This is a genomic window from Rheinheimera sp. 4Y26, from assembly GCF_025245835.1.
Lineage (GTDB): Bacteria > Pseudomonadota > Gammaproteobacteria > Enterobacterales > Alteromonadaceae > Pararheinheimera.
Genome location: NZ_JAOBWS010000003.1, coordinates 33,994 through 60,063, shown reverse-complemented (window position 1 = coordinate 60,063; position 26,070 = coordinate 33,994). Strand labels below are relative to the sequence as shown.

Genomic DNA, 26,070 nt, shown 5'->3' with positions numbered 1-26,070 from the left:
ACTTTGATAATACAATTGGCAGCTCAAACATTATGACCAGAAATAGCTGGCACTTTTCAAAGACAAAGACCTTTGGGCTGCTGCATCACCTGTTACCCTACAGTAAAGAGAGACAACTATGGCTTTAATATCGTTACGTCAGATGCTGGATCATGCGGCAGAATTTGGTTACGCAGTACCAGCCTTTAACGTCAACAACCTCGAACAGATGCGTGCCATTATGATGGCAGCCGATGCCACCGACAGTCCGGTGATTGTGCAGGCTTCTGCCGGTGCCCGCAAATATGCCGGAGCACCATTTTTACGCCATCTGATTTTGGCTGCAATTGAAGAGTTTCCGCATATTCCTGTGGTGATGCACCAGGATCACGGTACTTCGCCGGCCATCTGTTTACAGGCCATTCAACTTGGTTTTTCATCTGTGATGATGGACGGCTCGCTGGGCACTGACGGTAAAACACCCACAGATTATGCATATAACGTTGATGTAACCCGTCGTGTGGTTGAAATGGCGCACGCTGGTGGTGTGTCAGTGGAAGGGGAGTTAGGTTGCCTTGGCAGTCTGGAAACAGGTGCTGCCGGTGAAGAAGACGGTATTGGTGCCGATTGTGTGTTAAGCCACGACCAGATGCTGACCGATCCGGAAGAAGCTGCGCAGTTTGTTAAAGCAACAGGTGTCGATGCTTTAGCCATTGCCTGTGGCACTTCACACGGTGCATACAAATTCAGCCGTCCACCGACAGGTGATATTCTGGCCATTGACCGGATTAAAGAAATTCACGCCCGCATTCCGGACACCCACCTGGTAATGCATGGCTCTAGCTCGGTGCCACAGGAGTGGCTGGCAGTTATTAACGAGTTTGGTGGCAAAATTCCGGAAACTTATGGTGTTCCGGTGGAACAAATTCAGGAAGGGATCAAACATGGCGTCCGTAAAATCAACATCGATACTGATTTACGTTTAGCTTCTACCGGTGCAATCCGCCGTTTTATGGCGCAGCATCCGGCCGAGTTTGATCCGCGCAAGTATTTGCAGGCTTCTGTCGTCGCAATGACAGAAATTTGTAAAGATCGCTACCAGGCCTTTGGGGCAGCTGGGCAGGCGTCAAAAATCAAAGCCATTTCTTTAGAGAAAATGGTGAAGTTATATGAGTCGGGGAAACTAACGCCGAACATTAAATAAGCGGAAAAATGAATGACTGTTTAAAATTTAATACGCAAATATTTAAACAGTAATTCAGGGTAAAAATGCAAGCGGAATTTGTTGCAAAACATTTGCGAACGGGGTTGCCGTTATATTGACAACCCTAGGTTTTGCTGCAATGATGCGGGCGGTTTACCCTCTAACCAGGTCATGTTTTATTACAAAACAGACCTTCACTATACAGGTTACGTTAATCAGCAATTATTGGTTGGGAACTATGTCTAACAATAACATCCGTAAAAGTCTGATCGCATCAGCATTCGTTGGTGCCTTCACTCTCGTAAGTGGAGTTGCGTCAGCAACTACTTTGGCTGAGCTGCAAAAAGCACACGCACAAACCGCAAATGCTTCTGCTCAGTCACAAGAAAAAATCAACAATATTTATGATCAGTCGCAGGAACTGCTGGCTGATTACCGTGCTCTGGTTGAACAAACCGAGAACCTGAAAGTTTACAACGACCACGTTGCTAAACTGGTTGCTGATCAAAATGAGACGCTGGCTTCTTTAGACAAGCAAATTGGTACTATTGAAGGTACCAAACAAGGTATCGTGCCATTAATGTACAAAATGGTGGATACACTGGAAGCTTTCATCAAAGCCGATATGCCGATTGACCAGACAAATCGCTTAGCTCGCGTGCAGCGCCTGCGTGATTACATGGGCAACTCAGCGATGAACACGTCAGAAATGTACCGACTGGTTCTGGAAGCTTACCAAATCGAAAAAGACCTGGGTACTTCACTGGTTACTTACACTGACAAACTGACAGTTGATGGCAATGAATTAACTGTGAACTACGTATACGTAGGTCGTGTAGCGCTTTTAGCTCAATCTCTGGACGAAAAACAAGCCTGGATGTTCAACAAAGCATCAGGTCAGTGGGAAGCTCTGGGTCAGGAATACCTGGAATCTACCAAGTTTGCGATTCGTGTAGCTGGCAAACAAGCTGCCCCAGAATTGTTAAAACTTCCAGTGTTAGCAGCGGAGTAAGAATAAATGAAGAAAGTGTTTAAAGGTTTAGTAATTGCAGCTGCGATGACTATGTCTGCTGGCGTGTGTTTAACTGCTGCTGCAGATACTGCGAAATTAGATCAGCTGTTAGAGCAGGTTAAAAAAGATCGTTTGTCTGAAGGTAAAATTGACCAGGCTCGCGAACAAGAGTTTTTGTCTGACCGTGCTGACAAACAAGCTCTGTTAAACAAAGCAAAAGCTGCTTTTGCTGCAGAAGAAGCCCGTGGCAAATCTTTAACTCAGCAGTTTGCTGACAATGAAGGCAAACTAGCCGCTAAAGAACAAGAGTTGCAAACAGCTCAGGGTACTTTAGGTGAGATGTTCGGTATCGTTCGTGGTTCAGCCACTGAAACTATCGGTGCTATCGCAACTTCAAACATCAGTGCTCAGTACAAAGGCCGTGAAGAATTACTGCAGAAATTATCTGTAGCAAAAGAGCTGCCAACAATCAATGAGTTAGAAGAGCTGTGGATTGCTCTGCAAACTGAAATGACTGAGTCTGCTAAAGTTTCTAAGTTCTCAGGCGAAGTTGTTTCTTTAGACGGTAACAAAGCAACAGCTAATGTTGTTCGTGTTGGTTCATTTAACCTGATTTCTGACAACGGTTATCTGGTTTATAACGCTGACACTAAAGAAATGCAGCCGCTGGCAAAACAACCAGACTCACACATCCTGTCTGCATCTCAGAACTTCGCTTCGGCGCCAGCTGGCCAGGTTACTCCGGTTTATGTGGACCCAACTGGTGGTGCTTTATTACGTCTGAAGACACAAGAAGCTACATTGTCTGAACAGTTCCACCAAGGTGGCGTGCCAGGTTATGTAATCACTGCATTACTGATTATCGGTCTGTTAATCAGTGCTGTTCGCTACTTAGCTCTGACATCAGCTTCTTCAAAAATCAATGCTCAGCTGAAGAACCTGTCAAATCCAAATACAAACAACCCGCTGGGTCGTATCCTGAAGGTTTACCACGACAACAAGTCTGCTGACGTTGAAAACTTAGAGCTGAAACTTGACGAAGCTATCATGCGTGAAACTCCGTCTATCGAAAAAGGTATCGGCATTATCAAACTGATCGCTGCGGTAGGTCCATTACTGGGTCTGTTAGGTACAGTTATCGGTATGATCGGTGCGTTCCAGGTAATTACTCTGTACGGAACTGGCGACCCGAAAATCATGGCTGGTCAGATTTCAATGGCGTTAGTAACAACTGTACAAGGTCTGTTATGTGCTCTGCCGTTGCTGTTTATCCACTCTATGTTACAAACTAAATCAAACTCAGTCCTGCACATTCTGGATGAGCAAAGCGCTGGTATCATCGCTGCTCATGCGGAGAAGGAGAAAGCGTAATGCATAGCCTGATAGAGCTTTGGGAATCTGTCAGGGATTTTATCGCTACCGGCGGCGATGTTCTTTATGTTGTCGCCTTTGTGCTCTTTGTGATGTGGGTTTTAATCATTGAGCGCTTTTGGTTTATCACTCGTGAATATCCGGTATTGCGTGACAGAATCATCGCAGACTGGAATGCACGAAGTGATACAACCTCATGGTATGCGCATAAAATTCGTGATGCGTGGGTTTCAGAGGCGTCGACCAAACTGAATGAAAGGGTAAATGTAATCAAAACTTTGGTTGCAGTATGTCCGATGGTTGGTTTGTTAGGCACCGTAACCGGTATGATCGCCGTATTCGAAATTATGGCGGTGCAAGGTACCGGTAACCCAAGACTGATGGCGGCAGGTATTTCTATGGCAACAATCCCGACTATGGCCGGTATGGTTGCAGCATTATCTGGCGTATTTGTAACGTCCAAATTGGAAGGTAAAGTCAAGTCAGCAGTTCATGAATTGACTGACAGCTTGCCGCATCATTGATAGAGAGTAATTTATGGCACGTAGAACTAAACGTGAAGCCGAAGAGGCAGCAATTGACTTAACGCCAATGCTGGACGTTGTATTCATCATGCTGATCTTCTTCATTGTAACTACATCGTTCGTGAAAGAAGCTGGTATTGACGTAAACCGTCCGAAAGCAACAAAACAACAATCGAAACCATCTGCAACTATTTTCGTTGCAATCCGTGCGAACGGTGAAATTTGGTTAGATAAACGTGCTGTTGATGTAGAACGTGTTGGCGCTACTATCGAAAAGCTGCTTGCTGAATCACCAACAGACACTGTCATCATCCAGGCTGACAAAGAAGCGAAGCATGGTGTTGTGGTTTCTGTAATGGATCAGATCAAGATAGCTGGTATCGATAAAATCTCGATCGCAGCGGAGAATAAGTAATATGGCAAGGTTATTACTTTCACTTATTATTGGTGCGGTAATAACGTTTTTCCTGTACGTATTGATGGCATTCCTTGTAGGTGGGGATGGTACATTCACCAATGCTAAAAAGGATAATATCGTTATTGAGATAAACTCGCAGCCGCCTGAGTCAAAAGCTCAGACGCGGACGCGGGTGCCGCCACCGCCGCCGCCGCCGCCGCCAGAGCCGCCGAAGCAGCAAATCGTATCTGAATCAAATACGAACGATTCAAGCAGCATTGGCTTTAATGCTCCTACTGTAGATGTTGGTGGTGTCAGCACTGGTTTAGGTGATCCGTCAGCAGCGATGATGCGTGATGGTGATGCAACACCAATAGTACGTATTGAACCCAAATATCCGGTTCAGGCTGCTCGTGATGGCATTAACGGTTGGGTACAGTTACGTTTTTCAATTATGGAAGACGGTAGTGTTGATGAAATCGAAGTTATCGATGCTCAACCTAAACGTGTATTTGACCGTGAAGCTATACGTGCGCTGAAGCGTTGGAAATATTCACCGAAGATTGAAAACGGTAAAGCTTTGAAGCAGACAGGCCAAAAAGTACAACTTGATTTCAATCTTGATCAAGCTGGGGGTTAATCATGAAATTGAATAAACTGACGTCAGCTTTGGTTGTATTTGCAACGATTGGTGCGATTTCATTGCCTATCAACTCAGCTTATGCAGCGCCGGATCCGGCAAAAATAGCTGAACGAAAAGCAAGGAAATCTCAAGCCGTTGGTGAAAAAGTTGGTAAAGCAATAGGTAAAGCTTATGAGCTCTACAGTGCAGACCAAATTTCTGAAGCCATCGCGGTATTGAGTGGTATTGAACCAACAGCTGCCTTCGATAAAGCATATTTATATAAGTTTTTAGGCACGTTGTACGCGGAAAAAGACCCTGCAAAATCGCTGAAAATGCTGACAGACGCCGCAAAACTTGACGTACTAAGCTTTAACGACCAGGCACAGCTTTACCGTACTATTGCCGACCTGAACTTAGGTGCAAAGAAATATCAGGAAGCATTAAACAACTATAACAAATGGATGGATTTCACTGGTGAAACCAACCCAGATGTTTATATGCGTATTGCCAACTGTTATTACGAAATGAAGCAATACAACAAAGTTATTGCTCCGGCAGATGCTGCTATTGCTCTGATGAAGACTCCGAAAAAGGATCCTTACATCATGAAGCTGGGTGCATACTATGAAAACAAGCAGATCAAAAAAGCGATCGAAGTGCTTGAGACCATGGTTGTTGTATTCCCGGATGATAAGCAGTGGTGGGTGCAGTTAGGTAATTTTTATAACCTGGATGAACAATACGGTAAGGCTCTTGCCGCTGTAGATCTGGCTTATAAGCAAGGTTATCTGAAGACTGAGAATGAAATTAAGTTGTTGGCTAACCTGTACAACAACAATAACATTCCACACCGTGCCGCAGCATTGCTTGAAAAGCATATGAAAGCTGGGTTAGTGAAGAAAGATCGTAGCGTACTGAGTAGTATCGCGAGTTCTTACAATTCATCCCGTGACTTTGATAAAGCCGCTTTTTACTACGGTGAAATAGCTAAGATGGAAAACGACGGTGAATTTTACCGTCGCCAAGGTCTGTCTTATCTAATGGCTGGTAAACAACCAGAGGCTATTACAGCACTGCAGAAAGCTCTGGAAGTTGGTGTGAAAGATAAGGGTAAGGTGCATACCGCTCTGATCGAAGCATATTTCTACCAGGCCAAGCTGAAAGAAGCTTACCGTCATGTTGAGTTGGCTCGTGCCAACGGACAAGAGAAAGTTGCCAACAGCTGGGGTCCTTACATCAGAGAAAGGGCCAGTAAAAAGGGCATTACTCTGTAAGATGCTTAATAATAAAAACCCGCTTCGGCGGGTTTTTTTATGTTCGACTTTGTACCAGCTAAGGTGGAGGTGGTGATTAGCATCATGCTGGCTTCAATGTATGTAGAACAAATAAAAGGTTATGTAGTGGCATTCCCATACAACATCTGACAATGCCACGTTCTGGAGTGAATAAAGCGGTAATTTCCGCCGGCCTCAAAGCTCTTCGGTATTTGGTAACGAAGTATCACTATCACCGAGCGAACTACGCAGGTCCAGCATCTTGTACTTATCAATCAGCGCATACAAAGTAGGGCGGGTTACACCAAGCAAATCAGCAGTTTTAGACAAGTTACCGTTGGATAAGTTGTAGGCATGACGTATAGCCTGTGTTTCAGCTTGCTCACGCACTTTTCTTAAAGTTAAAGGGGCGAATTTGCCATCAACATCTGCCTGCAAGCCTAGATCTTCAGCACTGATAAATTTGTTGTCAGCCATAATGACAGCGGATTTTAATTTATTCTGTAATTCACGAATATTGCCGGGCCAGCGATGGCCTAACATGGCGTTAATGGCATCTTCTGTAAAACCTTGAATATTAGTATTAAATTCGTTATTGAACTTCTGCAATAGCGATTTTGCAATAACGATAATGTCCTGTCCTCTGCTACGCAGTGGCGGGATGTTTAAGGTGATTTCACTGACACGGTAGAACAAGTCTTCACGGAAACTTTGCTCCGCAACCATTTCCGCCAGATTACGGTGTGTTGCACAAATGACACGAACATCAACTTCAATTTCGTTGCGCCCGCCTACACGTTCAATAACCCGCTCCTGTAAAAAGCGTAACATTTTGGCTTGAAGTGCAAGTGGCATATCGCCAATTTCATCGAGCATCAAGGTGCCGCCATTGGCGGTTTCGATTTTGCCTAGTGTAGTTTTGTGTGCACCGGTAAAAGCGCCTTTTTCATAACCAAAGAGTTCACTTTCCAGCAGGTTATCCGGGATTGAAGCACAGTTGATGGCAACAAAAGGTTTGCTAGCTCTGGGGCTTTGTTTGTGAATAGAACGGGCAAACACTTCTTTGCCGGTGCCACTTTCACCTAGTAACAAAGTGGTAATTTCGGTAGGTGCAATTTTTTCAACCATCCGGCAGGCTTTTTGAATGGCTTCACTGTTGCCGATAATATCCTGACTTTTGTAGTTTGCCGCTTTCAGTGCCCGGTTTTCTGCTTCCAGTTCAGCAAGGCGAAATGCACGGCCAACAATGATATTTAAAACATCAACATCAATAGGTTTTTGATAATAATCGTAAGCGCCAAGTGCAACAGCCTGTAGCGCATGTTCTGTATCGGTGCTGCCGGTAATTACAATAACTTTTGTATCCGGATTGTGCTGCAGAATTTCAGTCAGGCAGGCCAGACCTTCTGAAGCATTGGTTGGATCCGGTGGCAACCCCAAATCCAGTGTAACCACGGCAGGTTCGTAGCGACGCACTTGTTGCAGTGCAGATACACGGTCATCGGCAAATACAACTTCGTAGTCAGTTAAACTCCATTTTAATTGTTTTTGAATACCCAGGTCGTCATCAATAGCTAACAATGTTTTCATATCACGTTCCGTGTAAAAATTTCGCTTAGTTTAATGGAAGCCGGATGGTAAAGGTAGAGCCAATCGTAAGCTTACTTTGTACCATTAAGCGCCCGCCATTTTGTACAATAAAACTTTGCGCATCGTAGGCACCTATGCCCATACCGGCGTTTCCTTTTGTGGTATCAAAGGGTTTAAAAAGCCGCTCCCGGATAAACTCCTCACTCATGCCACAGCCGGTATCCGAGATTTCCAGTTGCATAAACTGATCATGACAATCAAGCGTCAGGGTAACAGATCCCAGGTCCGGCGTTGCCTGTTGTGCATTATCAACCAAATGGAAGATCACGTTTGAAAAGCGCTCCGAGTCAATCAGCAGTTCGCAATCACGTATGATCTGTAATGTTGGTACCGGTGTGTGGGCCTGGCAACGTTGTGCGAGCAGGGTGCCTAGCATGGCACCTACTTTCACCCGGGCTAAGCGCTCAGTGCCGGCTTGTTTGTTGGTCAGTTGCGACAACATATTGTGCAGACGTTGTTGCATTGCTTCTATGGTGGTAAAAGCGTCGTCAATAAATTCAGGATTATGGCGATGCCGCTCAGCATTTTTCAACAACATATCTATCTGAGCTTTAATGTTTTTTAAATCATGAACTACAAAAGCTGACATGCGGCTAAACGCAACAAATTGAGCATTTTCAGACAGTTCTTTACTGGCTTCACTCATAAATAAATAACTGCTGATTTGCTCTGAAACCGCGCTCATATAATCGCGCAGTTCCCAGTTCAGTTTCAGTTTTTCATTCACTTCAGGTTTTAACAGACAGCAGCCCCAGAGCCGGCTTTTTTGTTGAATAGGAACCAGTAACAAAGAATTGTTCTGAGTTAATCCGGTTTCTGACAGCAGCTTATTTACATGTTCATCTTGTGTGTCGCTAAAATCCAGCAGCCAGTATTTATGGCTAAATTCGCGCTGATAGCGCTGTATTAATAGCAATAGCTGTGAGTCTGGTTGATACGCAAGTGTATGGGCTAACAGTATTGGAGCGTCATCCTGGGTAAATTTAATTAAAGCGCCATGACTGTACCCAATGGCCTGACACCATGCTTGCAGACATACCTGTGGCGCATTCTGATCAACAATTTCAATCTGTTTTAACTGACGACTTAATTCTACCCATTTCAGTCGATAGTCAAAAGTATTGGCAAAAAAATGCTTTTCAATGAAGACTTTGGACTTACGTCTGATGCTGTTTGAAAATAATAAAACTGACAATACCACACAGCCGCTGACAACAAAAACCACCTGCAGCAGTGTGGTCCAGTCACCACCAAAATAACTCAGATAATAACCAACCACGGCCAATATGCACAGGTAAATGCCGGCGCCTAATACCATTGAACTTTGCAGTACAATATCGCGAGACACATAAACATTAATACCCCACGACTTGATACGTTTAACTGCAACCACCAGAAAGGGCAGCATCATCACATGCACGTACCCACGCGCTTGCCAGGTTTGACGGTTTACTTCGCCCAGTAAGGCCGCTTCAGCCAGCAGGTAAAAATCAAATAACACACTGCCGGCCACAGCGATCACCAGCGGCTTAAACTGCCATTTCTGAATACCGGCCTGGCGATATATTGCTTCAACCATAGCCAACAGAACAACAGTCAGAATAAGTGCCGCTAATAACTGCATTTGCGTGCTTACAAAAAGACCTGCGACAAGCCAGATAACAAAAGTCGCCAGCACAAGACGCAGTTTCGGTTGCCATAGCAGTTGGCTGAGTTTTTGCTCAGAGCGGCTTAAAGCGGCAAATAAAAATAGCGCCAAACTATATTTCTGCAGATTTTCCAGGATAAAGGAGGCGTGGTTACTAAATGGCAGTATTTCTGTGTGGCTGTTGATATAAGCCCAGCCGATACACACCAGGGTATAGATGCTCAGTAGTATTTTTTGCGCATTATTGGTTTTTACGGTGAGTAATAATGCCCAGAATAACAAGTAACCTAAACCCGCGAACCAAAAGCCATAACGGCCAAATTCAAGCGTTACTGGGACAAAAACGTCAGTCATCATTCTGCGCCATCAGCTGTTTTAAATGTTTAACCGGGATGGCAAATGTAATGCCACTGGGATCGCTGAGTGCAGCTTCGCGGCTTGCTTTCACCAACACCATATTAATCACGGCGACTACTTTACCATCGGATTGCCGGTACAGAGCACTGCCGCTATTGCCCGGATAAGCAGTGCCATCGAGCTGGTAGACCGGAAAGGGTTGTTGCAACTGGCGTAATGTTCTGGGGTTAAGTGCAGTCGAGTGATCTGCTGGTATGGCAATAGGCGTGACGGCGCTGATAATTGCCCTGTGGGTGGCCGGGTAGAGTCCAAGAACAGCTGTTATCGGGTAGCCGGTAAACGCTACTTCAGTGCCTTCAGCAATAACGTCTTCGTCAGCCAGGTTCAGATAAGGCAAAGTGGCAGCAATTTCAAGTAAAGCCAGATCGTGCTCCCGGTTCGAACGTATATGCTTAATCTGATGCATCTGTGGTTGACTGCCATGCCCCGATAACACGACGTAGCTTTCGTTTTTGCTGATGTCAGGCAATTTTTCAACCACATGAAAGTTCGTCGCTATTCTGTTACCTGGCGCAACCGCAAAACCACTGCCGATAAGCTTAAGCCTGGGGGCTGAGGTTGGGTTATAAAGGGCGATTGCTACAACAGCTGGTTTCACTTTAGGTATCAGATTGCTTAGTTCTGCCGCAGTTATTTCCGAAGTAAGAAACAGAAAAAATAACAGAATGATCCGTATCATGTTTTGTCCTTTCCAGTTCAGCCAAACAGAGGTTGTAACAGTGTAACTGCAGTGTTCAAGGCTGGAAATGAAATTCGCAACTTTAGTAAATTCGATCATACTAATGCAGATTGTCAGACGGCGTTTGCAACAGAGGACTTCATGGTGTCGTTGTCCACAGACCTCACAACAAAAGAGATTGTTCCTATTTTTTCTGGCGGGGGAACCCGTTTACCCTGCTACATTGGTATTCTAAGTGCTTTAGCTGAGCTTAATTTAGACTTTAAACATGTGGTCGGAGTTTCTGGTGGCAGCATAGTTGCAGCACTGCTTGCTTCTGGTAAGACAATGAAAGAAATGAAAATGTTAGCGCTTGAAACAGATTTTAAACAGTTTCGAGGTTTCTCATTGTTAAACCTTTTGCGTACAGGTGGACTTTCCAGTGGTGACATTTTTGAACAATGGATAGATAATCAGTTGGAAGGTCAAACTTTCAGCGACATGAAACTGGATTTACACGTTCTGGCAACAGATATTAACGGTGGCGGTCCTGTAGTGTTTAACAGGAAAAACACACCGGATTTAAAAGTTTCGGTTGCGGTGCGGTACTCCATGTCTATTCCCTTGCTGTTTTCTTTCAAGACGTTTGAAAATCATGTGATGGCAGATGGGGTTATTCTGGCTGAAGATGCATTGCATCAGGATTGGTCTAACCATGGTGTTCCTGTCATTTGCTTTCGGTTAAAAAGTGAGAGTGAACACAGGCCAGTACCCAAACGCAGATTTTTGCCGCTGGTGTCCTATGTACTGATGTTGATTCAAACTTTTATGAATGCAATGTCGCGTGAGTATGTGCATGCTCAGTATTGGCATAATACGATTGTTATCAATACCGGCAATATTTCATCAGTGAAGTTTGACATGACCAGTGAAGAAAAAGAGCGGCTGTACGAAATTGGCTATATCACGGCGTTTTCAGTGATCCCAATCAAGTTGAAGAGTTATATTTTTGAAACTGCAGTACGATAAATCATAATGTCTGAATGTTTTGTAGTATAAACAGGTTCGGTTAATTTACAGTTGTAACTGAGCTTTCTATAAACGGGGAATTTTATGAAACAGCTGAAGAGCTTAGTGGATAAGCCAATCATCGGTGGTATTGTTAAAAAGGCAATTTCTTCGCTGGCCAGTAATGAAGCAAACTCCATTTCCGAGCATTTTTCGATGTATTTAAAACCACAGATTGCAAAGTCTGATGATCTAAGGCGAGAAGTTTATAAGCTCAGACATCAGGTCTATTGTGAAGAACTTCATTTTGAAGACGTGCGCCAGGGATATGAAGAGTTCGATGAATTTGATCCCAGAGCTATCCACTGTTTCATCCGCCATCTGAGTTCTGATCAGCTGGCTGGTACAGTCAGACTGATTACATCGGCAAGTGCTGACCAGTTATTGCCGATGGAAAAGTTTTGTCTGCACGCAGTGACAGACCCCAAACTTCATCCGAAGAACTTTGCCAGAAACGAAATTTGTGAAATGTCCCGTCTGGCAGTTCCGGCCGCATTCCGTAAACGTCAGATTGATAAATTTGCCGGTGTTGCAACAGGTGCAATTGATGAGACTGTATTTTCAGCAACTGAGCTCAGATGTTTCCCTTATATTGCTATTTGCCTTTATATGGCTGCAGCAGCGATGTCCTACAAAACAAAACGATATCACACCTTTGTGATGATGGAGCCTAGACTGGCCCGTAGCTTAAGTTTTGTAGGTATTAATTTTGTAAAAATCGGCGATACCATAGAATTTCATGGTCAAAGAGCTCCATATTACATAGACTCAAGAACATTAAAAAAATCAATGAGTTCTGGTTATCTGAAGTTGCTAGAAGCAGTAGAGTACGATCTATTCCATACCGAAACGGAAAAAGCTGGGTCTGAAGATGGTTATTTTGGTGCTGTACTGGCGATAGTGTAACTGTGGTGGATAACCAAAATGGAGTGGTCTGGTGGCAGAATATAAATTTGATTACAACGAAGCCTTCTCCAGAAATATCGGCTGGGTCACGGCGGAAGAACAACAAATTTTACGTAATACCAAAGTTGCCATTGGTGGCCTCGGTGGCGTTGGAGGTGATCATGCTATCGTGTGCGCGCGACTAGGCATATCCCGTTTTAATATTTCTGATTTAGACACCTATGACGTGCCAAATTTTAACCGCCAGGCTGGTGCATCTATGCTGACCTTAGGTTTACCTAAAGCTGAAGTGATGGAACAAACGCTGCGCAACATCAACCCTGAAGCACAGATCCGCAACTTCAACAGTGGGATCAGCGAAGCTAATATCGAAGAGTTTTTAGACGGTGTTTCGGTTTACATTGATAGCCTCGATATTTTTGCGCTGGAAATAAGAAGAAAGGTTTTTCAGCGTTGTTACGAAAAAGGCATTCCATGTATTACGGCCGCACCGATGGGGATGGGAACGGCGATGCTGGTATTTATGCCTGGTGAAATGACCTTCGAAGAATATTTTTGCATGCAGGATACCCCTGCAGATGCAAGCGAAGCGCAAAAACAACAGATTTTCAGCGACAACATCATGCGTTTTGTGATTGGAGTTTCACCTTCAGTGCAACAACGTCATTATCTGGTTGAGCGTAGTTCAGTTAACTTCTTTAAAAAGAAAGTTCCGTCAACCTGCATGGGGATCTCTTTAGCCGCAGGTGTGCTTTGCACTAATGTGCTGAAAATTATCCTGAAAAGAGGCGAAGTGATTTGTGCACCAAGAGGTCTGCATTTTGATGCTTACCGCAACAAGCTGATCAAAACCTGGCGCCCATTTGGAAACAATAATCCGTTACAGAAATACATGTTCTGGCGGCTTAAAAAAATTCTGCAAATGAACTGAAACAGTTCCACCTGTGAGCAAAAAACAAAAAAGCCAAACCTAAGTTTGGCTTTTTTGTTTTCTAACCACGCAGACCTTTCCCGCAAATTTAGAACCCATAGTACAGGTTCCTTTTGCTGTGACGCAGATTTGATTGTAGTTGCCGGAAAGGGCAGGTGTTTTGGCGATAGGTTTTAGAAAAAGTTAAATGAAACGCAGGTTCATATTGAGAAAAATACTGTCAGGATTTTTTTCACCTATGTTTTGTATTTTAATTAACCTCAACAAAAACAATGACATACGATATGGCATGCATGTTGCTTTATTTGGCAAGACAGACACAGATACGACGCCCCGGATTTACAGGAGAGTAAAATATGAAATTTAAAGCTTTAGCCCTCGTAGGTGCATTATTAGCAGCTCCAGTGGTAGCTCAGCCAATCTACATCGATATCGGCGCAGATTATGGTGGGAATGCAAACTATGTTGATGGAACAACCACTACAGGTTGGTTAGAAGAACTCCAGTTTAACTATAACTCTTGGTCAAAAGTGTTCGATTCGAACAACAACCTCACTATCGACGCCGGTGATGTCATTACTTCATCTGGTGGTTTGTTAGGCTCAGGTTTTAACAACTTTGCCGCTCAATATGGTAACAACTCTATCAGCTCATTCTTGCCTCAGGAGTTTGGCGCTTTTGGCCCAAGCAACAATGGCTATAAAAGTGGTTGGGAGTTGAGCTTTGGTTTTAATAACCTGACTGGTGTAATTGATGGTTTTGGTGGCGTGAATTGGGTAAGCGGTACAATTTCTTTTTATGCTACAACCAATATCTCGGCGTGCGCCATTGGCAATAACATTAATTGCTTCACTCGTCTCTTTGATATGAACGTAACCAATGGTGGCAACATTCCAAGCGCTACTATCCTGAACGGTTACCTGACAAACTTTAACTCTGCACAAAGCATCAATGGTGTTATTGCAGGTGACATTTTTAACACAATGTTTGGTGGTAGCAATCAGTCATTCCGTGACATCCACGATACGTTAGCACTGTCTGGTCAACAACAAAACTTCCAGTTTTTAGTTGACCAAAACGTAGCTGCGTTACCAGCAGTGACAGGCTATGACGCACTGACTAAAACTTTCACTTTAGCCCGTGCTTTGCACGATGGTTCACTGGCATTTAATGTTCCAGAGCCAACGTCAATCGCTATCTTAGGTTTAGGTTTACTGGGCTTAGGTTTAAGCCGCAGAAAACAAGCTTAATAAGCTAAAGAATAAAAAAACCGGCGTCAGCCGGTTTTTTTATTGTCATTGAAGTGTCACAAATAACCGCCACGCGAAGGGGGAGTATTTATTGGTGGATATAATTGCTGCAAAATCAGTTTAATAAGCCAATAGTCACTCTTTGTATATTTTGCCTTTGATAGAATCATGCAATATCAATTTGTAGATTGATGCATAAAGCATGTTTTGAGGCTGGCAGGCATAGTTAGCTTGTAAAAATACTGTTCTCTTTGTTTGTTGTGCATAATAAGGCAAAGAAATAACTTCAGACAATATCCCGTAGATTGAGTCTTTCCCTAAAATATATACTTTTTAGTGTTTCAAGTGAACTTTGTGAAACAAACAAGGTTACAATTCGCAAAATTAAATAAATGTATCGGGTTATGGCAGCTGTCGTGGCGCTGATCTTACGTAAAACAGAAACTAAGTTGTGAAGAGGTAAAGCATACTGCAGCTGCTTTTGTGCTGATATTGCGCAAAAAGCTCACAGACAGTGCGGTATCAGATATATTGTTGTGTTATCAGATGTGGTCTGCAGCTCATTTTTATATTATTGCTGACCTTTACCCCAAATTTAAGACCTGAATGATTAGGCAATAAAAATAGCTTATCAGCATCGCCTTGGCAGGCCAGACGAAAGCTAAAACCACCCAGCTTAAGCTGCGACTTAGGCGCAATTTATCGCAGGCAAAGACGTCGTTCTTTCAGGTGTTCGATGTGAATCGGGTCATTGGGATATTTAGTTATCAATAAAAAAGCTGCCGGTCACAGGCAGCTTTTTGTATCAGTCCGGAGTCAGGCGTTTAGATTATTTCGCCTCAGCTTCCAGTTCAGCTTTACGTTTGAGCTGCGTTTCATCTGCATTTTCAATACTGCTTAACTGTGCCAGTGCTTTGTTTTTTTGACCATTTTTAATCAGTGCTTCGGCATGGTGTAGTTTCACATCGACACTGTTGGGACGAATTTCCAGTGATGTTTCAAAAGCCGCTTGCGCCTCAGTTAATTTGCCTTGTTTTAATAAAATTTTCCCTTGGGTGTCCAGCACATCCGGATGACGTGGTGCCAGCTTTAGTGCTTTTTCAATGTGCACAGCCGCTTCATCTGTATTGCCTTGTTCCGCTAACAGCCAGGCGTAGTTGTTTAACACTACGTAGTCATTGGCATTTTTGCTGAGCAGTTGCTGATAAGTTTTTAACGACTCCTCCGGTTTTTCGGCCAGCATATAGTTGGCGTATAACCCCTGTAGCGTCGGGTTCTCTCCATGAGTGTCCATATGCTGTTTAACCATAGCGGCCGCGGCTGCCAGAGATTTTTGTGAGGCGGTCAGCTCCGCCAATGCAGCTAATGCCGCTGGGTTTGGTTCTTGCTGGTAACTTTGCTCAAATGCAACCATTGCCTTGCTGGTTTCACCTGCTTGAGTCAGCAGCCGGCCTTTGAGATACAACACATTGGGTTTGTTATTTTCTTCTTCACCCAGTAAGGCAATAGTCGCTAAAGCGCCTTTATAATCTTTCATATCAGCCTGGTAAGAAGCTTTACTTCTGAGTAGTACCGGATTACCAGGTTTTGTCTTTAGATGTTTATCTACAATCTCAATGGCACGGGCCATTTCACCGTTTTGCGCCAGAGCATTGGCGTATGAGAGTTCCGCATCAACAGAGTCAGGATTCTGTTGCACCCATTCACGCGCAACCGTCAGTACCTGTTGTTTGTTTTTCAGTTCTGCATGCGCATTTAACAGTAAAGCCCAGTACATCGGCGGCTTGTCTGTAAACTTGGCGGCAGCATCAGTCAGAGTCGCTACAGTGGCCGCTGCGTTTTGCTCAGCCAGATAAATGGCTGCAGCAGTCAAACGAATACCGTTGTTATCCGGATTAGCTTTCAGCATTTGCTCGGCGCGCGCCACGGCTTTGCCTGCTTCATTTTGCGATTTGCTCACCGCATAATATTGCGACAGGACAGGTACATAGGTTGGGTCCGCCTGCATAGCTTTTTCCAGCAACAGAGCGGACTTGGCCAAATCTTTTTCTTTGATAGCAACCATTGCCTGCAGCATCAGCGTAAATGGGTTATTTGCATTGATGGCTTCGGCTTTTGCCAGCATTTCGGTTGCGCTCTGATTGTTGTTCTGCAGTAAATCGACATAACCTTTGAGGTTGTAGGCCAAAAGGGCAGACTTTTCATCTTTCAGCCATTGATCAGCAAGAGCGCGGGCTTTATCAAATTGACCTAAACGGATATAGGTTTGCGCCAGAATAATTCTGGTTTTGTCCTGTGTTGGATCCGCTTTGAGAATATCTTCCAGCTCCGAAACCCCTTGTTCCCGCAAGCTTTCTACGCCCAACTTCACAGTGGCCATAATGGTGCGGGTGGCGTTATCGGTTGGTTTGGTTTGATCATATTTTTCAATCAGTTGCTGCGCAGCTGTTAAGGAACCTTGTTTCAGCAGCTGATAAGAGGTTGCCGCAATCATTTTATAATCGGCATTGGTAATATCTTTTTTAATTAAAGAAGCGCTGACTTCGTCGGCGCGGCCAGCTTCCAGCAATAAGCTGGCATACAACGTTTCTAATTCAGGATTGGCCGACAATAAATTTTTAATGGCATCCAGATGCGCCAGCGCCTGACCCGGTAAGTCGAGATTAATCGCACTTAACGCAGCCAATAATCTGGTGCTGCTGTCTTTCATGCCGGCATTAATAGCGCGTTCGGCATGGTCTTTGGCCTGGTTATATTCTTTTTTCTCGTACAGACTCACCGCTTTTAAGTAGTTAGCCAGTGGCTGATTTGGGTAACCTTTGAGGATGAGATTCAGCTCAGTATCGGCTTCATCAAACTTTTCCAGCTCAACCAAGCTTTGGCTTAACATCAGCCTTGCGATAAAATCACGCGGCATCAGGGTGTTATATAACCGGAAACTTTCTACAGCAGGTGCGTGTTGACCGAGCGACTGTTGCAGTCGTGCTTTAACAAGCAGTGCTTCGCTGTACAGTGGGCTGGATTCTGTTACCTGAGCAATCAGCGTTAAGGCAACATCCAGTTTTTCAGCGGCAATTTGCAAATAACTTTGAGCGATGGCGGCAACATCGGCATTACGCTGTTGTTGTGCCAGTTCATCAAACAAGCTGAGTGCCTGATCTTTATTGCCAGATTCCAGTTCAACCAGCGCACGGTATAAATTCAGGTAGTCGTGCTGAGATTCACTGATATCTTTGTCGTTGGCAAAAAGCTCAAGAATAGGTTTGTTGTCTTTGGCGGCGTAATAACTTTTAAACAGCGGTACAGCCACAACTTCTTTGCTGGCGCCCAACGACAAAGCACGATCCAGCTCTTTGGCTGCAGCCAGCACATCACCGGTTTTCAGATGCACTTTGCCAAGCGCCAGCCGGTATTCTTTGTTTTCCGGGTCTTGTTGCACCGCAGATTTTAATTCAATCATGGCGGAAGGGTAGTTATTGTTTTGCAAGAACTTTTGCGCGTCGGCGTAATGCTCCGCACTGTCTTTTTTACTGCATCCACTAAGCAGAGCCAGCATAACGGCGGTGGCGAGCAGGCTGGTTTTTTTCATAAAACTACACTCCGGGTTAACTCAGCTTTGCTGAGTGATTATCCTTAAATCTACGGGAATTGTGTCAAGGCCTGGCTTTCAGGCTTGTTTGGTTTCAATAAATGCCAACAGTGAGCCAAAAGTTTCAAAAACTTCAGCGGAAATTTCATCATCATCCACATGAATACCTAACTGTTCTTCCAATGCTGTGATCACACCAATCACGGCCATAGAATCAAATTCGGCTATAGCACCCAATAAGCCGGTGTCAGTCTGATAATTTTTATTAATTTGCAAAACAGAATTGAGAATATCGGTAAGTAACTGATGTGTCATGGGTCGATCCTTGATTACGGCGTTAATATCAACAAATCACTGACATAAGCTGCTTTTACATCGAACAAATGAAATCTGTCGGTAAAATACTGTCGGCTTTCTGTTTAAAGTGATTTATTATTGCACACAAAGGGATTAAATGTGAATTGTCTTCAGGGTCATATGATTAGTAACCTCCATGATATAGTGCTTCAAGGCGCTTTGCAGTTTCCGGCGCGAACTGCGTTAAAATTTAAAAAAGAATCAGTCACTTATTCTGAGTTTGCAGAAATAACTGCAGCAGCAGCAGGCCGTTTTATTCAGGCTGGCCTGAGCCGGCACCAGCGCCTTGCGGTTTATTTGCCCAAACAATTTGAAACCGTCAGCAGCTTTTTTGCCACTTCACGCTGTGGTGGCGTTTTTGTGCCGGTAAATCCAGCTTTGAAGCCATTGCAGGTGCAACACATTTTACAAGACTGTAACGTACGGATTTTAGTCACCAGCAAAGACCGTTTTGAGGTGTTGGCAGACTCTTTAGCCTTATGTGAAGACCTGCACACTGTATTACTGGTGGATGTAGCGGCGGATTTTGTGCAGCAGCAGGGCCATTTGCATATTGCAGCTTTTCATCAAAATGATGCAGCACAAGCTGAACTGAACGAGCGTGTGGCGCCCACAGATGCCGACATGGCCGCCATTTTGTATACCTCAGGCAGCACTGGTAAACCCAAAGGGGTGGTGTTAACGCACCGCAATATGATAGTGGGGGCGCTAAGTGTGTCCAGCTATCTTGAAAACAAACCAGAAGATGTGATTCTGGCATTATTGCCACTGAGTTTTGATTATGGTTTAAGCCAGATCACCACTGCGTTTTTAACCGGTGCCACTGTGGTGCTGCTGGACTTTTTCCTGGTGCAGGATGTGGTGCGGGCGATAGAACAACATCAGGTGACGGGCCTTGCCGCTGTGCCGCCGCTCTGGGCGCAGCTTGCCAAAGCCAAATGGCCAGAAGGTTCTGCAGATTCAGTGCGTTATATCACCAACTCCGGTGGTGCTATGCCTGATGCATTGCTAACCCAGTTGCAGGGTATTTTTAAAAATGCGGCGCCATATCTGATGTACGGTTTAACCGAAGCATTCCGTTCCACTTATTTACCACCGGCTGATTTACCCCGTAAAAGAGGTTCGATGGGCAAAGCTATTCCGAATGCCGAAATTGTGGTGGTACGGGAAGACGGTTCTTTATGTGGCCCGAATGAGCCGGGTGAGCTGGTGCACCGTGGGCCTTTGGTGAGTTTAGGTTATTGGAACTCACCGGAAAAAACTGCGGAACGTTTTAAATTTGACCCGGTTATGCCAAAAGGGGCGCTGCTGGCGCCAATGGCGGTGTGGTCGGGCGATACGGTGAAATACGATGAAGAAGGCTTTTTGTATTTTGTCGGCCGACGCGATGAAATGATCAAAACCCTGGGTAACAGGGTCAGCCCCACTGAAGTGGAAGAAGCCGTTTATGCGCTGGACCCGGCCATTGTTGATGTGGCCGCGCTGGGCATTCCGCACCCGGAGCTGGATCAGGCCATTGTGGTGTTGGTGGCGATGCAACATCAGCAGCAGGTCGATACCAATGCCTGGTTGTTACAACTGAAAAAAGCGCTGCCCTCGTTTATGGTGCCCAAAGTGTTACTGCAAAAAGACAGCTTGCCGAAAAATGCCAATGGCAAAATTGACCGCAAATTACTCTCTGGTGAATACCAGCATTATTTTTCTGAAGGACAAAATCTGTGAATGCGCCAGCCGTGCCCCAACATGAAGTGATGAACCAATTTGCTGTACAAGGGCAGCAGCTGCTGCTTGGCGGCATGAGCATGACACAAATCAGTCAGGCGCTTGGTAAAGAGGTGTTTTACGCCTATGACCGCGACGTGATTACCGCTCAGGTGCATAAGTTTCGCCAGTTTATGCCGTCACGTATTCATTTACATTATGCGGTGAAAGCCAATCCTTATTGGCCTGTGGTGAACCATTTGCGTGCCTTGGTTGATGGTTTTGATGTGGCTTCGCAAAAAGAAATGCTGCTGGCCATTCAAACCGGTATGCCGGCCAAAGACATCAGCTTTGCGGGCCCGGGTAAAGGCGACGCTGAGCTGCGATCTGCCATCGAACTTGGCGTGACTTTGCATGTGGAGTCTGTGGGCGAACTCAATCGTATTCATGCGCTTGGCCTTGCTGCAGGCAAAACACCGCAGGTGGCGCTTAGAGTCAACCCATCTTTTGAGCTGAAATCGTCCGGTATGAAGATGGCCGGTGGCGCCAAACCTTTTGGTATTGATGAAGAGCAGGTTTTTGATTTACTGGCAGATTTTTCCGCTTATGCGGTGAAACTGCGTGGTTTTCATATTTTTTGTGGTTCCCAAAACTTAAAAGCTGAATCACTAATTGAAGCCCATCAGCTCACTTTTGCGCTGGCTGCCAAACTCACTGCGGCTTGTCCTTATAAACCAGAAGTGATTAACCTTGGCGGTGGTTTAGGTATTCCATATTTTGCCGGTGAGAAAAGGCTGGATATTGCCGCTGTTGGTGCTTCATTAACAGCGCTCACTGAACAATATAAGCAGCAACTGGACGGTATTGAACTGGTGATTGAGCTTGGCCGTTTTCTGGTGGCTGAAGCAGGATTATATGCCTGTAAAGTGCTGGATAAAAAACAGTCGCGTGGCACCACTTATCTGGTGTGTAACGGTGGTCTGCATCATCATTTATCCAACTCCGGCAATTTTGGTCAGGTTATCCGCAAAAACTATCCGGTGGCCATCGCCAACCGGATGGGGCAACAGGACACCGAGCAGGTCACAGTGGTTGGCCCGCTTTGTACACCGCTGGATATTCTGGCTGACAGAATGGAGCTGCCCAAAGCCGAAGTAGGCGACTGGGTGGTGGTGTATCAGTCTGGCGCTTATGGCGCAACGGCCAGTCCTCAGGATTTTCTTGGACACCCGGCAGTGGCGGAAATACTGCTTTAAATAGCTAATTTACGTTTAGTGAATGGCAGAGAGCATATAGGTAGCATGCTGCCATCACAGATAGTGCCAGGCTCTTGAAAACTAACAGGTGTTATTATCAGTCGTAACGATGTTACATTTTTAACAACGAAGCGATTGGCAAAAGTGTTATTCACCAACGACACGGAAGATGACGGATGTCTTTTCAGCGCTCAACATCGAACGAAGGTCAAGATATAAAAACAGAACGCCAGGCTACCCCCTGGTTTCTCTGGTTGTCTGTAATTGCAGGATGTAGCGTTGTATCTATCGCATTGTTGTCACTGCATCCGCTCGTTGGGCTTTGGCTTGTTGCGATTTATGCCGCAACTGCAATGTTTTGCTACGTTAAACCTTTTTATGCTTTAGCTACTGTTTTGGCCGTTTTTCCATGGTTTAGCTTCGCCCCATGGACCGGTTGGTTAGTTGTCGAAGAATTTGACATTTTAGTGCTTGTTTTTGCCGCAGCTGTTTGTCTGAGACAATTTTTGCAGCCACTTCACGTTTTTCCATGCCCTGATAGAGCAGATTATCGATTTAACAGCAAAGGTGTTTTGTTGTTGTTGGCATTTTTCATGATTGGCGGTTACAGCTTTTGGTATGGATTGACTCAAGCTGGTGATTTCAGCTGGCGCTTCTTTACAAATTATCAAACCGCTGAAAACGCATTGAGAACCGGCAAGTCACTGTTACTAGCCTTAGTTTTTGTTGTTGCATGGTATGCACTTGCGCGTTCAGACAAACACAAACTGTATCTGGCCCTTGTTTACGGAATGAGTATCGGGCTGGCGTTTGCAGTTTTTGGTTGTATTTATGAGCGCTATATCTTTACCGGGCTAAGTAATATGTCAACAGACTATCGTACTACAGCGTGGTTTTGGGAGATGCACCTTGGTGGTGCTGCACTGGATGGATACCTCGCGGTGACTATCCCGTTTGCCTTAGCTTTGTGGCCAATCACAAAAGCACATTGGGCGAGAGGGCTATTGATACTTTTTTATACACTTATTCTGTATGCCGTTATTACTACATTTTCACGTGCTGTCTATGCGGCGGTTCCGCTTGCAGTTTGTGTGATGCTGGCCGCGATGCAACATCAAACTCAGGTTATGGCCTGGCGTTCAATAAAAGTACGCGTGTTAGTCGCTTTTACAGTGTTAGCAGCTGTAGGCACGTTTTACGTATTCCCGGAAGGCGGCTACCGTGCCTCACTTGCTTATGTCGCAGTCATAATCCTGATTTATTGGTCATGGCCATTTTTAAGCGGTATCACGTACCGAAGCTGGTTTAGTTCGATGGTGCTTGGGTTGGCTTTGTTATGGCCGTTATTAAGTTTCGCAGCTATCGATAAATTGCCATATATCGCTTTTTTCTTATCCTCGAGCTTTGCATTTATGTTGCTGTTTTGGGCGTATTTTCGCGAAAAGCCAAAACATTTTAGTGTGGTTTTACTCCTTATCGTTATTACACTGAACTTTATTCCAAGTATCAGTTTTTATTGGAATAAATCGCATGAATACGGCCAGTCACTGGCTATGTCAATTGTACTTTATGCAGTGTTTACCCTATTTTATCTGCTGTGTAAGAAGGTTCATTTATTTAAAGTTCAGCTCAATGTAGTGGAGGTTGGAGCCGGCTCTGCGTTATTACTTATTACAACCCTGGTTTTTGCGATGTTTATGAGTAGTAGTTATATTGACCAACGTTTTTCTTCAGTTGATCGAGATCTATTTGGTCGATTTGACCATTGGCAGCAAGCCAGTGACATCCAACAGAAGATGGGCGGATTGTGGACGGGCAGTGGCACAGGCCGTTTTGTCAACGCGACTTATTGGCATGGCCCTGAGAAAGAGCGGATTAGTAGTTTTCAATTAGTTCAGGACAAAGGCGATAATGTGCTGTTCATGCATACAGGAAACCATATGCATGGTTACGGCGAAGTACTCCGTATCACACAACAAGTCTTTACGCCTGCAGGACGGCCGACACTCACATTCAGAGCAAAATCGACAAAAGATACATCTCTTAGCGCTGAGTTATGTGAAAAACAGTTACTGTATCATGGCAGTTGTATCAGCGGTTCTACCAAAATTGATGTTGATACCGACTGGAAAAACTATCAGATTAAGTTAAACAGGGGTGACCTGCATACATCAGATTGGGGGCAGGTGCGGCATTTAATGTTTATGTTGTATGTCGGTAAACCAGATACCAAAATTTTGCTCGATGATGTGCAGTTGGTCGATGAGCACGGACGTTCAATGATTAAAAATGGCCAGTTTAGCCAAGACATGGCGTTTTGGTTTTTTACCAGTGATCGTAACCATATGCCATACCATTTGAAAAACTTGCTGATGCACGTGTTTTTTGAGCAAGGAGTTATTGGTCTTGCTGTAACGCTACTACTCACAGGTTATGTGTTAGCCCGCACTTTATTCGGACGCAGCCAACAGCACCCTTTAGCGCCAGCAATAGCGGCTTCCATAGCTGGCCTGATGGTGATAGGTTTTTTTGATAGTGTTGTTGATGGCGCCAGAATGGCATGGGTGTTTCAAACGTTGTTATTTTTGGGTGCTTCGTTAAATCTAACAAGATTAAAAACTCAATAATAGAAATATGCAGAGTAAAGCGAGTGACACTGACGATTTGCAATCAATAAGTAATTCCTGGAATAACTTGTGATGTGGCGTTGGTACCTTATATTTACAAATACAATCAAAGCTTTAGTGCTTTGCAGTTTTTATTAAGTCCGGACAGAAATAACTATGTGCCAATACAACAATTGGCCATAAATTATTATCTGGCAGTTGCCGCTTTTATATTTGCGCTAAGCTGGTTTGGCCGGCTGGATGATCAAAAGCAGGCTACTCATACCAGTTGATGTTTTCTTGTTCTATTTTTGTGCTTATGTGACAAAGGTCTTTTTTGTTGGTTGTGTTCGCTCACTGGTAGTTCACTGTTGTACAGCTTTGTCGTCTTGCGTTGTGAAACATGGGCATATTTAAAGATGCTGTTTAACTGCTTGAAGGATAATACAGAATGAAACCAGGTGAGCTGACATTAAAGGATGTGCAGATATTTAAGTGTTTTGCCATTCTGATGATAGCATTACACAATTTTTTGCATTCGTTTCCAACCCCAAGCCAAAATGAATTTACTTATCAACGGGTCTTTTTTGATCAGTTTATAGAGATTTTTTATAAAACCCCGGAGATGATTGTTCAGGGGCTGTTTTCTTATCTGGGGCATTTTGGTGTTCAGGTTTTTATTATTATCAGTGCTTATGGTTTAACGTTAAGTCATTACAACGCAAAGCAATATTACGGCCGTTTTGTTGTTTCCAGAATGAAAAAAATATACCCGGCATTTTTGCTGGCTATTCTCGCCTGGTTATGTTTAAGAGTTTTATGGTTATTGCTGCAAGATGACTTCAGTGTAGCCAGGCTGGAGCTACCGGCCATCGCACTAAAACTGTTGTTGTTATCGTCTTTTATTCCGGGGTATGAACTGGAACCCGTTGGTCCCTGGTGGTTTATCCCCTTTATCTTTCAGTTTTATCTGTTGTTTCCTTTACTGAGCAGTCTGCATCAACGTTATGGCAACCTTGCGCTGCTGGCTATTTCGGCGGTCGGAATTCTGGCGGGGTATTCGGCAGATCTGGTGCCTTTTGGTATCTATTACACAGTGTTGCCGCATCTACCCGTGATCTGTTTTGGCATCTACCTTGCCTGTAATCCACAGTTTGAACTAAGCAAAGGCCTGTTGCTTTGTTGTTTGATACTGTTTGTGTTAGGTAACTTTTTTGAAGCTTTTTTTGTGTTTACCCATATCACTGCCGGACTGCTGTTTTTAGCATTATTTGTTTATCTTAAAAATTGCCTGACTCAAGGCAGTTTTATTGAAAAATCAGTACTTTTTATCGGTCAAATATCATTGCAAATTTTCTTGGTGAATGGGTTTTGCCGAACCCCAATGTTTGAGTGGGCATTGGCTGACGGGCGCTGGTTTATGATTTATTTTTACACTGTTATCTTTTTAAGCATTACCTTCGTCTTGTCGGTATTTCTGTATTATTTTGAATATTACTTTCTGAGAATAATAAAGAGAAAATAAGATATTAACCGGTTGTAACTATGTCGGGTTTTTCATTTATTAGCCCTGGCGAACTGTCATTTCAACACTACTGGTTTATATTTATGAGCGATAGTTTTATCTGCCGGCATCTTTATGGCCGG

Annotated in this window: 21 protein-coding genes; 16 read left to right on the top strand and 5 right to left on the bottom strand. The window is 44.3% G+C overall.

Annotated elements, in window-relative coordinates; genetic code table 11:
* Positions 1-118: 118 nt before the first annotated feature.
* From fba to N3Z11_RS05560, 7 genes are all read left to right on the top strand, one after another.
* Entirely contained in the window at positions 119-1,183 is a 1,065-nt protein-coding gene (gene fba, locus N3Z11_RS05590; RefSeq protein WP_260656172.1) for a class II fructose-bisphosphate aldolase, read from the top strand.
* Between the two features lie 238 nt (positions 1,184-1,421).
* Complete coding sequence (locus tag N3Z11_RS05585) at positions 1,422-2,195, top strand: DUF3450 domain-containing protein (RefSeq protein WP_260656171.1); 774 nt, start codon at positions 1,422-1,424, stop codon at positions 2,193-2,195.
* Positions 2,196-2,201: 6 nt separating this feature from the next.
* Positions 2,202-3,566 carry a MotA/TolQ/ExbB proton channel family protein gene (locus tag N3Z11_RS05580; RefSeq protein ID WP_260656170.1) on the top strand — a complete coding sequence of 455 codons (1,365 nt, stop codon included), beginning with the start codon at positions 2,202-2,204 and terminating at the stop codon, positions 3,564-3,566.
* Positions 3,566-4,090: a MotA/TolQ/ExbB proton channel family protein gene (locus tag N3Z11_RS05575; protein ID WP_260656169.1), complete on the top strand. Its 525-nt coding sequence runs from the start codon at positions 3,566-3,568 to the stop codon at positions 4,088-4,090. The genes N3Z11_RS05580 and N3Z11_RS05575 overlap by 1 nt, the downstream gene beginning before the upstream one ends.
* Positions 4,091-4,103: 13 nt before the next feature.
* The gene (locus N3Z11_RS05570; protein WP_260656168.1) at positions 4,104-4,505 is read left to right on the top strand and encodes an ExbD/TolR family protein; all 402 of its coding nucleotides are present in this window, start codon (positions 4,104-4,106) and stop codon (positions 4,503-4,505) included.
* 1 nt (position 4,506) lies between these two features.
* Positions 4,507-5,127, top strand: coding sequence for an energy transducer TonB (locus N3Z11_RS05565; protein WP_260656167.1), 621 nt, complete (start codon positions 4,507-4,509; stop codon positions 5,125-5,127).
* A gap of 2 nt (positions 5,128-5,129) precedes the next feature.
* Positions 5,130-6,386 carry a tetratricopeptide repeat protein gene (locus tag N3Z11_RS05560; protein WP_260656166.1) on the top strand — a complete coding sequence of 419 codons (1,257 nt, stop codon included), beginning with the start codon at positions 5,130-5,132 and terminating at the stop codon, positions 6,384-6,386.
* A gap of 195 nt (positions 6,387-6,581) precedes the next feature.
* Here the strand turns inward: N3Z11_RS05560 and prsR are convergent, their stop codons facing one another.
* From prsR to N3Z11_RS05545, 3 genes are read right to left on the bottom strand one after another with little or no spacing between them, the layout of a single operon-like run.
* On the bottom strand, positions 6,582-7,976 hold the full coding sequence (gene prsR / locus N3Z11_RS05555; RefSeq protein ID WP_260656165.1) for a PEP-CTERM-box response regulator transcription factor: 1,395 nt from the start codon (positions 7,974-7,976) through the stop codon (positions 6,582-6,584).
* A 25-nt stretch (positions 7,977-8,001) separates the two neighbouring features.
* Positions 8,002-10,038, bottom strand: coding sequence for an XrtA/PEP-CTERM system histidine kinase PrsK (gene prsK, locus N3Z11_RS05550; RefSeq protein WP_260656164.1), 2,037 nt, complete (start codon positions 10,036-10,038; stop codon positions 8,002-8,004).
* Positions 10,031-10,699: a serine protease gene (locus N3Z11_RS05545; protein ID WP_260656163.1), complete on the bottom strand. Its 669-nt coding sequence runs from the start codon at positions 10,697-10,699 to the stop codon at positions 10,031-10,033. Before N3Z11_RS05545 ends, prsK begins: the two co-directional genes overlap by 8 nt.
* A 222-nt stretch (positions 10,700-10,921) precedes the next feature.
* On the opposite strand from N3Z11_RS05545, the gene N3Z11_RS05540 reads away from it, so the two are divergent.
* The 4 genes from N3Z11_RS05540 (at position 10,922) to N3Z11_RS05525 (ending at position 14,914) form a co-directional block, all read left to right on the top strand.
* The gene (locus N3Z11_RS05540) at positions 10,922-11,788 is read left to right on the top strand and encodes a patatin-like phospholipase family protein (RefSeq protein ID WP_409566855.1); all 867 of its coding nucleotides are present in this window, start codon (positions 10,922-10,924) and stop codon (positions 11,786-11,788) included.
* 84 nt (positions 11,789-11,872) lie between these two features.
* Entirely contained in the window at positions 11,873-12,733 is an 861-nt protein-coding gene (locus N3Z11_RS05535) for a PEP-CTERM/exosortase system-associated acyltransferase (protein ID WP_260656161.1), read from the top strand.
* A 31-nt stretch (positions 12,734-12,764) separates the two neighbouring features.
* A complete protein-coding gene (locus tag N3Z11_RS05530; RefSeq protein ID WP_260656160.1) occupies positions 12,765-13,664 on the top strand; it encodes a ThiF family adenylyltransferase in 900 nt (299 codons plus the stop codon).
* A 356-nt stretch (positions 13,665-14,020) separates the two neighbouring features.
* Positions 14,021-14,914 carry a PEP-CTERM sorting domain-containing protein gene (locus N3Z11_RS05525; protein WP_260656159.1) on the top strand — a complete coding sequence of 298 codons (894 nt, stop codon included), beginning with the start codon at positions 14,021-14,023 and terminating at the stop codon, positions 14,912-14,914.
* 829 nt (positions 14,915-15,743) lie between these two features.
* Here the strand turns inward: N3Z11_RS05525 and prsT are convergent.
* Positions 15,744-18,503 carry an XrtA/PEP-CTERM system TPR-repeat protein PrsT gene (gene prsT, locus N3Z11_RS05520; RefSeq protein WP_260656158.1) on the bottom strand — a complete coding sequence of 920 codons (2,760 nt, stop codon included), beginning with the start codon at positions 18,501-18,503 and terminating at the stop codon, positions 15,744-15,746.
* A gap of 78 nt (positions 18,504-18,581) precedes the next feature.
* Complete coding sequence (locus tag N3Z11_RS05515; protein WP_260656157.1) at positions 18,582-18,818, bottom strand: phosphopantetheine-binding protein; 237 nt, start codon at positions 18,816-18,818, stop codon at positions 18,582-18,584.
* Positions 18,819-18,980: 162 nt separating this feature from the next.
* On the opposite strand from N3Z11_RS05515, the gene N3Z11_RS05510 reads away from it, so the two are divergent.
* From N3Z11_RS05510 to N3Z11_RS05490, 5 genes are all read left to right on the top strand, one after another.
* Complete coding sequence (locus N3Z11_RS05510) at positions 18,981-20,582, top strand: acyl-CoA ligase (AMP-forming), exosortase A system-associated (RefSeq protein ID WP_260656156.1); 1,602 nt, start codon at positions 18,981-18,983, stop codon at positions 20,580-20,582.
* 29 nt (positions 20,583-20,611) lie between these two features.
* The gene (locus N3Z11_RS05505; protein ID WP_260656398.1) at positions 20,612-21,817 is read left to right on the top strand and encodes a pyridoxal-dependent decarboxylase, exosortase A system-associated; all 1,206 of its coding nucleotides are present in this window, start codon (positions 20,612-20,614) and stop codon (positions 21,815-21,817) included.
* A gap of 176 nt (positions 21,818-21,993) precedes the next feature.
* Positions 21,994-24,444 (top strand): hypothetical protein, encoded by a 2,451-nt coding sequence (locus N3Z11_RS05500; protein WP_260656155.1) that lies wholly within the window; start codon positions 21,994-21,996, stop codon positions 24,442-24,444.
* 74 nt (positions 24,445-24,518) lie between these two features.
* Positions 24,519-24,716 carry a hypothetical protein gene (locus tag N3Z11_RS05495; protein WP_260656154.1) on the top strand — a complete coding sequence of 66 codons (198 nt, stop codon included), beginning with the start codon at positions 24,519-24,521 and terminating at the stop codon, positions 24,714-24,716.
* Between the two features lie 158 nt (positions 24,717-24,874).
* On the top strand, positions 24,875-25,948 hold the full coding sequence (locus N3Z11_RS05490) for an acyltransferase family protein (RefSeq protein ID WP_260656153.1): 1,074 nt from the start codon (positions 24,875-24,877) through the stop codon (positions 25,946-25,948).
* Positions 25,949-26,070: the final 122 nt, after the last annotated feature.

Coding starts and splice junctions, on each gene's coding strand:
- fba (WP_260656172.1), top strand. CDS start 119: ATGGCTTTAATATCGTTACGTCAGATGCTGGATCATGCGGCAGAATTT.
- N3Z11_RS05585 (WP_260656171.1), top strand. CDS start 1,422: ATGTCTAACAATAACATCCGTAAAAGTCTGATCGCATCAGCATTCGTT.
- N3Z11_RS05580 (WP_260656170.1), top strand. CDS start 2,202: ATGAAGAAAGTGTTTAAAGGTTTAGTAATTGCAGCTGCGATGACTATG.
- N3Z11_RS05575 (WP_260656169.1), top strand. CDS start 3,566: ATGCATAGCCTGATAGAGCTTTGGGAATCTGTCAGGGATTTTATCGCT.
- N3Z11_RS05570 (WP_260656168.1), top strand. CDS start 4,104: ATGGCACGTAGAACTAAACGTGAAGCCGAAGAGGCAGCAATTGACTTA.
- N3Z11_RS05565 (WP_260656167.1), top strand. CDS start 4,507: ATGGCAAGGTTATTACTTTCACTTATTATTGGTGCGGTAATAACGTTT.
- N3Z11_RS05560 (WP_260656166.1), top strand. CDS start 5,130: ATGAAATTGAATAAACTGACGTCAGCTTTGGTTGTATTTGCAACGATT.
- prsR (WP_260656165.1), bottom strand. CDS start 7,976: ATGAAAACATTGTTAGCTATTGATGACGACCTGGGTATTCAAAAACAA.
- prsK (WP_260656164.1), bottom strand. CDS start 10,038: ATGACTGACGTTTTTGTCCCAGTAACGCTTGAATTTGGCCGTTATGGC.
- N3Z11_RS05540 (WP_409566855.1), top strand. CDS start 10,922: ATGGTGTCGTTGTCCACAGACCTCACAACAAAAGAGATTGTTCCTATT.
- N3Z11_RS05535 (WP_260656161.1), top strand. CDS start 11,873: ATGAAACAGCTGAAGAGCTTAGTGGATAAGCCAATCATCGGTGGTATT.
- N3Z11_RS05525 (WP_260656159.1), top strand. CDS start 14,021: ATGAAATTTAAAGCTTTAGCCCTCGTAGGTGCATTATTAGCAGCTCCA.
- prsT (WP_260656158.1), bottom strand. CDS start 18,503: ATGAAAAAAACCAGCCTGCTCGCCACCGCCGTTATGCTGGCTCTGCTT.
- N3Z11_RS05515 (WP_260656157.1), bottom strand. CDS start 18,818: ATGACACATCAGTTACTTACCGATATTCTCAATTCTGTTTTGCAAATT.
- N3Z11_RS05510 (WP_260656156.1), top strand. CDS start 18,981: ATGATTAGTAACCTCCATGATATAGTGCTTCAAGGCGCTTTGCAGTTT.
- N3Z11_RS05505 (WP_260656398.1), top strand. CDS start 20,612: ATGAACCAATTTGCTGTACAAGGGCAGCAGCTGCTGCTTGGCGGCATG.
- N3Z11_RS05500 (WP_260656155.1), top strand. CDS start 21,994: ATGTCTTTTCAGCGCTCAACATCGAACGAAGGTCAAGATATAAAAACA.
- N3Z11_RS05490 (WP_260656153.1), top strand. CDS start 24,875: ATGAAACCAGGTGAGCTGACATTAAAGGATGTGCAGATATTTAAGTGT.